We start from the raw sequence: 10,706 nt of genomic DNA on the forward strand, positions 1-10,706 counted from the left end.
CGGGCGCCCGTTTTGCGGAGGGACGCCCGTTTGACCGTTATTTATGCAACTTTTCGTATATTTTCTCCGCTACCGCCCTCGGGATGTTCGCCTGCTGCAATTCTTCCACCGTCGCCTCTTTTATCTTTTTCACCGAGCCGAAATAATTCAAGAGCGCTTTTTTCCGCTTTTCTCCGACGCCCGGGATGTCGTCAAGCGCAGAATGAAACATCGTTTTCTGCCGCGTCTGGCGATGGAATGCGACGGCAAACCGATGCACTTCGTCCTGAATGCGCTGCAGCAAATAAAACTCTTGGCTTTGCCGGTCAAGCGGCACCACCGTCGGCGGGTCGCCGGCCAAAAGCTCCGAAGTTCGGTGCTTTTCGTCTTTTGCTAGTCCGACAAGCGGCACGTCAAGGCCGAGCTCGTTCTCAATCACATCGCGCACCGCCGATAAATGCCCCTTGCCGCCGTCGATGATAATGAGATCCGGAAGCGGCAGCCCTTCTTTCAGCACGCGCGTATAGCGGCGGCGCACGACTTCGCGCATCGTTTCATAATCGTTCGGCCCCGCGACCGTTTTTACCTTATATTTCCGATACTCTTTTTTCGCCGGCTTGCCGTCAAGGAAAACAACGAGCGCCGAGACTGGATCGGCCCCGTAAATGTTGGAGTTGTCAAACGCCTCGATGCGGCGCGGCGCTGGAATGCCGAGCCGCTCTCCGAGCCGTTCGACCGCTTTGATCGTCCGCTCCTCATCCCGTTCAATGAAATAAAATTTCTCCTTTAAGGCGATGGCGGCGTTTTTGCTCGCCAGCTCGACAAGCTCTTTTTTCTTCCCTTTTTTCGGCTGGACGACCGCAATGCCGAGCAGTTCGCGGGCAAGCTCGCCGTCAATGTCCGTCGGGAGGACGACTTCTTTCGGCTTCAAATGGTGCGACTTCGCGTAAAACTGGCCCAAAAACGTGAGCATTTCCTCATCCGGGTCTTGATAAAGTGGGAAGATCGATACGTCGCGCTCGATCAGCTTTCCTTGGCGGAGGAAAAACACTTGCACGCACATCCAACCTTTGTCGTACGCGTAGCCGAACACATCGCGGTCGATGAAGTCGTTGAGCATCATTTTTTGCTTTTCCATCGTCATTTCAATCGCCGCGATTTGGTCGCGGTATTCTTTCGCCCGCTCAAACTCGAGCGCTTCCGCTGCCTGGTGCATTTTCTCAGCCAGCTCCCGCTTGACGTCTTCATACCCGCCGTTTAAAAAGCGGACGATTTGTTCGACCATCGCCTTGTTTTGCTCGTCTGACACCGGATGGACGCACGGGGCGAGGCATTGGCCCATATGATAATACAAACAGACGCGCGAAGGCAGCGTCGAACATTTGCGGAGCGGATACAAGCGGTCGAGCAGCTTTTTCGTTTCGTTCGCCGCCTGCACGTTCGGATACGGACCGAAATATTTGCCGCCGTCTTTTTTCACTTTGCGGGTGATCAATAGGCGCGGATGCTTTTCCGCCGTAATTTTAATAAACGGGTAGCTTTTGTCATCTTTCAGCATGACGTTGTATTTCGGATCATGCTTTTTGATCAAATTCATCTCCAAAATGAGCGCCTCGGCGTTTGACGAGGTGACGATGTATTCGAAATCGGCGATTTCCTCTACGAGCCGCTGCGTCTTGCCGTCATGCGTCCCGGTGAAATACGAGCGGACGCGCGCTTTCAACGACTTCGCCTTGCCGACGTAAATGACCGTTCCGTGTTTGTCTTTCATTAAATAGCAGCCCGGCTGCTCCGGCAGCACAGCCAGCTTTTCTTTCAGCCGCTCATTCATCGGCCATCACCTCACTGCTCCATCCACCCATTCGTACAGCGTGATCGTCCCATACACTGGATCGGCAAGCAAACTGGAACGATACGTTTTCACTTTGCGCACATGGCTAGAAACATCGACCCCTTGGGCGCGAAATCCATCAACGACATGGTCGGTCATATAAATGGCAGCATGGCGGTAGTTTTCTTTGTCTTGCAAAAAGAAAGAAAAATGGAGCACGTCTTTATGTGGAAACGGCACGCGCAAATAGTCGAATACACGCGTCTCTTCCCACGTATATACCACAAACGGCTGCCGTTTGTCACGCAAATCGTTTGCGAGCTGATACACGGCCGGCGGCGTCCTGACTTGCTCGCGCAGTTGCCCGATGCCGACTGTAGCCTGCAGCAGCACAACCGCCGCGGCCAGAACAAACCGCCATGTCCGGGGCGCGGCCAACAGCCGCCCCCACACGTAAACGAGCGCGATATGAACGAGCGGGAGGAGATGGCGCGGCTTATCAATGTTTTGTCCGAAGAGCGCCCACACAGCGTACAGCAAGGCGGAAATCACAAGCGGGCGCGGCAGCCGAAACGGCCCAGCGCGCCAGGCGATGGCGCCGACCACCGCATAGGCGGCCAGCAGCCAAACGTTTTGGCTGGCCACGCCGGTCCAAAGAAAGTTGTCAACGAAAAAGCGGCGCACCCGTTCGAAAAATGGGAGCGTGCTTGTTGCCGCCGTTCCGCCCCAGTCGCTGAAATGGCCGACGACAAACGCCCAGCCGAGCTTCATAAACGGCCAAAGGCCGCCTTCCGTCGCCGCGACGGCCGCCACCCAAATGAATTGAAAAGCCCCTGCCGCCAACAAGGACGCCGCGAGACGACCAAACCGGCGGTGCGCCTTCCAGTCTTCATGCCAAAGGACCAACAGCGCCGCGGCAAACGGGGCATACGACAGGCGAATCCCCATGAGGATGCTAAATAACGCCATCGGCAACAGCTGCGCCGTCCATGCCGTTCGCCGCCGCGCCCATTCCACCGCCCAAATGTACCACCAAAGCACACCAAGCGCGGCGCCGTCTGACATCGGCCGGGCGGCGGCAAGGAGCACGTAGCTGGAAGAAATCACTGAAAGCGCGGCGAGCAGCGCCGCCGGGCGCGGCATATGCCGAGCGAACAGCCAAACGATGGGAAAGGCGGCGGAAAACAACACGAGCACATTCAAGATCGAAAGCGCCTTTGCCGGATTGGCAACTAGAGTGTGCATCGCCATGCCGCCAAGGATGAAATACGGATAGCCCGGGAAATGCGGCTGCATGGCCAACACGTCATAGCGCTCAAGCGCCAAGGCAAAATCGACTTCATCCCATGTGGCCGCATACGGGCTTGCCCAATATAGGCCCGCGCCAACCAACAAAACAGCCGTTCCGATACTAAAGCCGATCCAAAGACGGTCGCCAAACCGTTTGTTCACCGTGTTCCCCTCCAAAGAAAACGTACAAGGCGTTGCAGCCTTGTACGTTTACATGACGCATTTTTTGTTTTCATCCAACGCGGCGGCCGGCGGTTTCTCGACCGCAACGTTCTTTTGACCGCGGCGGCTTGTCACAAGCAAATACACGACAACAAAGTAGCCGATATAAGCGATCACTTCCTCAAGCGACGGCATCGATGAATAGCCAAACAGCGCTTTTAAAAAGACGCCGACTTCACCGGAAAAGACGGGGGCGACGCCATGGTCGCGCACATAATGCTCATAATCGATCGGATGTTCCGGAAGCAACCATGTCAAGTCATATACGTGCGGCATGACGCTCCCGATGAGGCCAATGTCCTGCATCATGGAAATGGCTTGCACGAGCAGGCCGGCGGCGATCAAGACGATAAAAGCGCCGGTCACTTTAAAGAACGTCTTCAGCGGGATGCGCATCGTCCCTTTAAAGAAAAAGTAGCTGACCAAAGCGGCAATGACGATTCCTGTCGCCGCCCCCCAACCTTGCAGTGCGGCACCGATGTTGCCGTGCGTAATGGCGGCGAAGAAAAAGACAGTTTCCACTCCCTCGCGCAGCACAACTAAAAACGAATGAATAACCATCCCGATGACGTTGCCGGTCGTAATAAATTGGTCCATTTTCCCTTCGACGCTTTTTTTCATATCGCGGCTATGCTCTGCCATCCAAAACACCATTTGCGTCAACAAAAGCGTCGAGACGACCATAATGCCGATTTTTAAGTAGATTTCACTTCCCATCGCGGCGAAGCCGGTGAACACAAGTTGAAACAACATGGCAACGCCGACGCTCGCCGCCACCGCCAAGGCGGCGCCGAGCCACACATATTTCGTATATTCACGATGGTTCACCCGTTTCAAATACGACGTAATAATCCCGACAATGAGCAATGCCTCGAGCGCTTCGCGAAACGTGATGAGCAGCGCTTGAACTTCCATGCCCCCGCCTCCTCATTAAGTTTAGACTAAGCACGCTTCCGGCGACGTACGTAAATCAAGACGGCTCCGATGATCACAACAGCGATGACGATGAGCGGAATCCAGTTTTTTGCTTCGGACAAATCGGTCCATTCTTTTTTTTGCACCGCATCCGGCTTTTCTGCGGCGCTTTCCGAAAAGTGGCCGATTTTTACACTTTTTAGGCCAAATTGTTTTTGCAGCGTTGTTAAAATCGTCTCTTTGCTTTTCTTAAACACGTTGATATCCGATTTTTTCTCGCCGACGCCGAACAGCCCCGGGTTGCCAAGCGACTGCAGCGCTTTGTCAAACTCGCCGCGCAGCTGTTTGTCAAGCGCCGGGTCTTTCCCTTGGATGACCGGCGACAGCGCCTCATACGTCGCAAACGCCTTCGCCAACAGCCGCTTGCTCGTATCGTACTGGTCAAAGTTTGTCTCAATATTGTCCAAACGGCGGGCGATATTGAGCACTAAAATTTTTTCCATGTCCTCGATCACCGCTTGGCGGTCTTTGGATTCGAGGGCTGAAAGCACCGCCTCGGACGGCTCCGTCCCCATATGCATGTCAATTTCGTCTTTGACCGTTTCAAAAATATCCTTGGTCGCGGCAAAATTCGGCGGCTGTTCATTCAGCTTCTCTTTCATCTGTTTATACGCCTCGGCGACTGCTTCTTTGTTCGGATCTCCGTACGAGTAGGCGAACGCTTTCAGCGGAATGAAATTGAGAATAACTATCATTACTATGTAAAAAAAGAAACGGAACGATTTCACGCGTTTTTCTCCCTCCTATCAAGATTAATGATAATCATTATCACCGATGTTGTCAATCATAAAAAACATCGCCCGGCGGCTAGGCGCGGCCCGCCTTACGAACAATGCCGCGCCCGCTTTCGTGAAAGCACATGCGCTTCACGATCGATGGCCGCTTTTTTCACCGGGCGGCGCATTTCTTTCCAGATGGCTGGGATGACCGCGGTCATATAGGCCGTAAACTTGATGAACGAGCGGCCGGTCGTCCGCACCTGATAGCGGATCGGCACTTCTTTCAAGCGAAACCCTTTGCGCACTAAATTGAGCGTCAACACTTGGGCATAGTTGTAATCGTGGATGATTTCCGCCTCCTCCATCGCCTGGCGCGAAAAGGCGCGCATTCCTGACTGCCCGTCATACAACCGCTGGCCGAGAAGAAGAGACTGCAGCCAAGTGAACAAATAGTTGCCGAGGCGGCGATGCCATTTCATGCCGCGAATCGTGCCAAGGAAGCGCGAGCCGATCGTATAGTCAGCTTCACCGGCGAAAATCGGCGCTAAAAGATCCGGAATTTGCTCCGGCGGGTATTCGTTGTCGGCATCGATCATCACACCGATATCCGCGCCAAGGCGGACGCACTCTTCAAGCCCGCGCCGCACCGCTGCGCCGAGGCCGCGGTTTTCCGACCAGCGGCAAATGTAATCAGCCCCCGCTTTTTGCGCCGCTTCAGCGGTCCGGTCGGTCGACCCGTCATCAATGACAAGGACGCTCACCTCGACAGCGGGATGAAAATGGCGCGGAATGCGGCGAATCACTTCCCCAATCGCTTCTTCTTCATTGTGCGCTGGCAAAAAGACGATGACGCGCTGTTTCTTCATCGTTCTCCTCCTTTCGAATCGCTTCAATTAAGACCGGCCCGCGGCTATGGCTCGGATACGGCGCGCCAAGCAAGTAGGCGATCGTCGGCGCGAGCGAGACAAGGCTTTTTTTCTCATCGATCCGTTTTCCGGCTTCAATGGCCGGGCCGTATAGGAAAAACGGCACATACCGCTCCCCTTCATCGAGGTGGCCGTGACCGCCGATGCCATCCGCCTGCCCGTGGTCGGCGCAGACGATCAATGTCGCGCGCTCGAGTTCGCCGCGGTCGGCAAGCCAGTCGACAAACTCAGCGATCAACGCATCAGCCTCTTCAATTTTTTCGATATACTCGTCATACAGCACACCGCGGCTATGGCCTGTCTGATCGGTGGCGATCAATTGCAAGACGAGCAGATCCGGTTGCTGCTCTTCAACAATGCGTTTCGCCCGCTCGATAATATAACGGTCAGCAAGATCGTTCGGCATCACCGCCGTCACAGTTTCGACATCATCGCCAAAGGAATCGACTAAATGAGCGATGCCAAGCAAGCGGCCTGTTTTCCCTACTTTTCGGAGCGAGTCGAAAATCGTCTCTACTTTCACTCCGAGCTTCCATACCATATTCGAGCGAATGCCGTGCTCAAACGGATACGTGCCAGTAAACATCGACGTAAAGCAGACGACCGTGCGCGCCGGGTAGACGGTCTCCATTTGCGCAAATTCCGTCCCTTGAGCGCGCAACCGTTTCAAAAATGGAGCGTTTGCCGCCTCAAACCGGTCTTTGCGCATCCCGTCAATGACGATGACATACACTTTCTCACTGATCGGCATGGTCGGAACCGGCACGTTGTTCGTGTAAGTCGGAATGGTCTCCGGCTGCCAGTCGAACAAATTCCGGTGCAACACCCATGAAAACAGCCATACCCCAGCGGCAAACAGCCAAAGCGCGCCGTACAGCGGCCCCAAATCCGCCCCTCGTTCCACTTGGATCGACGCATATTCCCAAACAGACAAAAGGAGAAAGACTTTCGGCAGCTGTTCTTGGGCGTTGCCGCTTGTTGAATCGCTGTTTTTCAGCACCAGCTTCCAAAAGCGGGTGAAATTCCACCATGACGTGCCGATGCGCAAATGGTAATAGAGCGTTCCCCAAAAAAAGACGGTAAAGAAAAAGTAGAGTCCCGCCGCCAGCAGCAATAGCGCAGCGTCGGCAAACGACCAAATGAGGAGAAACACGACATACGGGATCCATAAATAATTGCGCAAAAACAATGGATAATCATACACATAATAGACAACAAACAGCGGCAGCGCCGCCGCCATGCCGAGCAGCCACGCCCATGCATGGCCGCCCATAAGATCGGCGGCATGGTAGATGACCATCGTTCCCACGACAAAAATCGGCGTGAACGGCTTTCCTTCATTCAGCAAATTCCAGCAGCGCGCCGCGATTTTTTCGAATCGTGATGCTTCTTTCATCGCTTCTCCCTTCCCTTTTTCCATATGCTCCGCACCGCCCTCCAGTCGGACGGCGAGAACACCAACACAAGAGCGCCAGCCGCATAAGAAAAGAGAAATTTGAACGCATGGGTGAGCACGGCAGCTGTATACGCTGTCCCCCACGGCGTTTCCAACTGTGCCAAAGCGAACGCCATTACCGACTCATATGTTCCCAGCCCGCCCGGAGCCACCTGGGCGACTTGACCGGAAACTGTGGCGCTGTTGACCCACACCGCCTGCCAAAAAGAAAGCGGCATGTCGACGGCGCGGGCGATCGCGCCAATCACGACGGCCTCGCACACTCAGCTCACCGCCACTGCCGCCACAATGGACACGCCGCGCCAGTCGCACGCAATGCCGCCTTGGCGGCCCATTTACCGCTCATGCTCGCGCGCCCACGCCACCGTCCGAGCCAACCCTTCGGCAAACGTCACTCTCGGTTTGTAGCCAAACGCCCGCTCCGCCTTCGTAATGTCCGCCCACGTCGCTTTCACATCGCCTTTCCGCTCCGGCGCGCGCACGACCTTCATGTCCGGAAAATGCTTCCGCAGCTCGGCAAGCAGCTGCTCCATGGTGACAGGCGCCCCGGCGCCTAAATTAAACACATCGCTCTGCCCGCCTCCGCGATCAAGCGCCGCGACCATGCCGGTAACGATATCGTCAATGAACGTATAATCGCGCGCCGTCCCTGTGCCGTACACGATAATTTCTTCACCGGAAAGCAGCCGGCGAAGAAACGTGCCAATCGCCATATCCGGACGCCCCCACGGCCCGTAAACGGTGAAATAGCGAAAAATGGTCATTTTGTAACCGTACAAATGGGCGTACGCATGGCAAAACGATTCCGCTCCATATTTCGCCGCCGCATACGGCGAAACGACGCGGCCATCCGCCATGTCTTCTTTGAGCGGCACATTGCCGCGGTCGCCGTACACCGATGACGATGAGGCAAACAGCACATGCGCCGCCCCTGCTTCCCCTGCCGCCGCCAACACGTTCACCGTCGCTTTGATGTCATAGTCGATATACGCGAGCGGCTCCTCAAGGGAATACGGCACGCCCGGCAGCGCCGCCAAATGGTAGACGACATCAGGGCGAAACTTGACAAACCATTTTTTCGTCTCTTTTCCGTCAAGCAAATCAAAGCGGACAAGCGGCACCCGCCCGCCGGTGAGCGCCTCGAACTGCCGCTCTTTCCGTTCTGTGGAATAATACGGATGAAAACAATCAATGACAGCCACTTCATATCCTTGATCGCTCAAACGGGCGGCCAGATGGCTGCCAATAAACCCTGCCCCTCCAGTGACAACAACTTTCACCTGTTTCCCCCCATCGCCAAATTCCCTTATCCATTAGCATCTTACCATAGCAGCGCCGGAAAGTCGCAAACCACAACGAAAAAAATGTTTCCATCTGCATTGACACCGTTCCGGCGCTCATTAAACAAGGGTGCCTTGCCGACACCCTCATTTGGCAGGTTATTTCGCTTTTTCAATCACTTGCTGCAAGGCGGCTTCAATTTGCGGCAGCCATTTGTCCGACTCGGCTTTGTTTTTCGCCTTTGCCGCCTCCAAGTAGCGCGCCGCTTGGTCGTTCAGCGCATCATACGCCTTATCGCCGAGCAGCGTTTTGACATCATTTTCGATCATGTTAATAAATAGCGCGCCTTCTAAGGCGGTGATCACCGACTTGTCTTGCCCCCAATTTTCTTTGCTTTCTTCATACTCATGAAGCGCCACTTTCGCCCATCCGCGCACGAACGCATGGTTCACCGCTTTCGGATCGAGCGTTTTGACATCGGTCTGCAAGTCAAACTGTTTCAAAATGTAGTCGGCTTCTTCAGCGGCATGCCGTTTCATATACGGATAGACGGACTGATAAAACGCCCAGCCTTCCGCCTGTTCCACCTTCGCCTCTTTTTCGTTTTCCTTGGCCGCAGCCGCCGCCTTCGCCGCATAACCGTGCGGCAGCGCCCCGCTCGCTAAATAGAACGTTTTCATCAATGTTTTGTCCACGACTTGCTTGCCGAGGGCAAACGCCAGCGCATCATCGTTTTGGACCGCTTGCTCCATTTGGGCGAACGCACCGTTAATGGCGTCAACTAACTTCGTCCCATACGCCGCATCGCGCTTTTCCACCGTCGACTGCAAAATCGCGTAAAACGCTTTGGCCTCTTCCATCTCTTCTTTTACTTCTTCTTTATTGGCCCAATGTTCTTCTGCCTCGGTAAACTCATGCTTGATCGTCGTGTAAAACACTTTTTGCATCAGCTTGTCGAAAATTTGTTTGACGACCAATGGCTCGAGCGACCCGTCTTTGCCGGCGGCCAACGCAGTGGTAATATGTTGGTCAAGCGTATCTTCAAATTCCGCGTCGCGTTTTTGCACGAGCGGCTGCAACGTTTTTTTGTAGATGCTCTCCACTTTGCTGAAGTCGACCTTTCCGCCTTGCTTCGCTTTGTCGAGCTCGGCAAGCGCTTCACCGAAGGCAGCCGCGTAATCCACTTCCGCTTCTTCTTTTTCCTCTTTTGAATTCTCTTCCGTTTTTGGCTCTTCTTTCTTCTCTACAGCCGCTTGGTTGCTATTCTCTTTTTCCGTTCCTGCTGTCTGTTCGCTTTGGCCGCACGCTCCAAGCGCCAGTGCTGCCGACGTGAACAAAGCGATCCACTTCCATTTGAACAACATCATGTACCCCCCATCGACTAGTTTTTGATAATGAATTTCATTAACAATAGTGATTATAAAGAATAATGATTTTCAATGTCAATTCCTTGCGAAAAAAAAATAGAGGGATTCCCTCTTTGGAGAACCCTCCATGCTAAAGAATAGTCACACCTTAATAAACGTCGGAAAAAACTCATTGCCCACAACTTCCCCTTGAATCGAAGAACTGGAGTGAGGGGAAGTCACCGGCAACAGCGGGAACAACAGCTCCGCCACCGATAGGCTTCCTCTAAATGCGGGTAACCGGATAGAATGAAATAGCGGATTCCCAGCTGTTCATACTCGCGAAGCCGGGCCGCGACCGTGTCCGGATCGCCGACGAGGGCCGTTCCCGCGCCGCCGCGCACCAATCCAACCCCAGCCCACAAATTTGGGTTGATTTCCAAATATTCCCTTTCCCTGCTATGCAACTGCCGCATCCGTTGCTGTCCAACGGAATCGTAGCGGGCGAACACCTGTTGCGCTTGGGCGATCGTTTGTTCATCGACATAGCGGATGAGCCGTTCCGCCGCCTCCCAAGCTTCTTCTTCTGTTTCGCGGACAATGATATGGAGGCGGATGCCGAATTCCATCTCTCTTTCCTCTCGATGTCAACCATTTTTTTGATTTAAAAATTTAAAAAAC

Annotated in this window: 9 protein-coding genes and 1 pseudogene; all 10 read right to left on the reverse strand. The window is 54.2% G+C overall.

The annotated features are described in order from the left end of the window. Positions 1–37: 37 nt before the first annotated feature. Entirely contained in the window at positions 38–1,810 is a 1,773-nt protein-coding gene (gene uvrC, locus GJ1_RS12040) for an excinuclease ABC subunit UvrC (RefSeq protein ID WP_066232725.1), read from the reverse strand. Between the two features lie 6 nt (positions 1,811–1,816). Further along, the gene (locus GJ1_RS12045; protein WP_066232728.1) at positions 1,817–3,262 is read right to left on the reverse strand and encodes a nucleoporin-interacting protein; all 1,446 of its coding nucleotides are present in this window, start codon (positions 3,260–3,262) and stop codon (positions 1,817–1,819) included. 48 nt (positions 3,263–3,310) lie between these two features. Beyond that, positions 3,311–4,237, reverse strand: a complete 927-nt coding sequence (locus tag GJ1_RS12050; protein WP_066232731.1) for an FTR1 family iron permease — start codon at positions 4,235–4,237, stop codon at positions 3,311–3,313. Between the two features lie 26 nt (positions 4,238–4,263). Continuing rightward, complete coding sequence (locus GJ1_RS12055; protein WP_066232734.1) at positions 4,264–5,025, reverse strand: hypothetical protein; 762 nt, start codon at positions 5,023–5,025, stop codon at positions 4,264–4,266. A gap of 95 nt (positions 5,026–5,120) precedes the next feature. Further along, positions 5,121–5,882, reverse strand: a complete 762-nt coding sequence (locus tag GJ1_RS12060; protein WP_066232737.1) for a glycosyltransferase family 2 protein — start codon at positions 5,880–5,882, stop codon at positions 5,121–5,123. After that, a complete protein-coding gene (locus GJ1_RS12065) occupies positions 5,839–7,338 on the reverse strand; it encodes an alkaline phosphatase family protein (RefSeq protein WP_066232740.1) in 1,500 nt (499 codons plus the stop codon). The genes GJ1_RS12060 and GJ1_RS12065 overlap by 44 nt, the downstream gene beginning before the upstream one ends. Continuing rightward, on the reverse strand, positions 7,335–7,661 hold the full coding sequence (locus GJ1_RS12070; RefSeq protein ID WP_245629381.1) for a lysylphosphatidylglycerol synthase domain-containing protein: 327 nt from the start codon (positions 7,659–7,661) through the stop codon (positions 7,335–7,337). The genes GJ1_RS12065 and GJ1_RS12070 overlap by 4 nt, the downstream gene beginning before the upstream one ends. A 72-nt stretch (positions 7,662–7,733) precedes the next feature. Then, on the reverse strand, positions 7,734–8,678 hold the full coding sequence (locus GJ1_RS12075; RefSeq protein ID WP_066232742.1) for an NAD-dependent epimerase/dehydratase family protein: 945 nt from the start codon (positions 8,676–8,678) through the stop codon (positions 7,734–7,736). 159 nt (positions 8,679–8,837) lie between these two features. Then, positions 8,838–10,043, reverse strand: a complete 1,206-nt coding sequence (locus GJ1_RS12080; protein ID WP_066232744.1) for a hypothetical protein — start codon at positions 10,041–10,043, stop codon at positions 8,838–8,840. 144 nt (positions 10,044–10,187) lie between these two features. Further along, positions 10,188–10,660, reverse strand: a pseudogene (locus GJ1_RS12085) (LLM class flavin-dependent oxidoreductase); the annotation flags it as partial. Between the last annotated feature and the right edge of the window lie 46 nt (positions 10,661–10,706).

Origin of the sequence: Geobacillus jurassicus NBRC 107829, assembly GCF_001544315.1 — a bacterium.
Classification (GTDB): domain Bacteria; phylum Bacillota; class Bacilli; order Bacillales; family Anoxybacillaceae; genus Geobacillus; species Geobacillus jurassicus.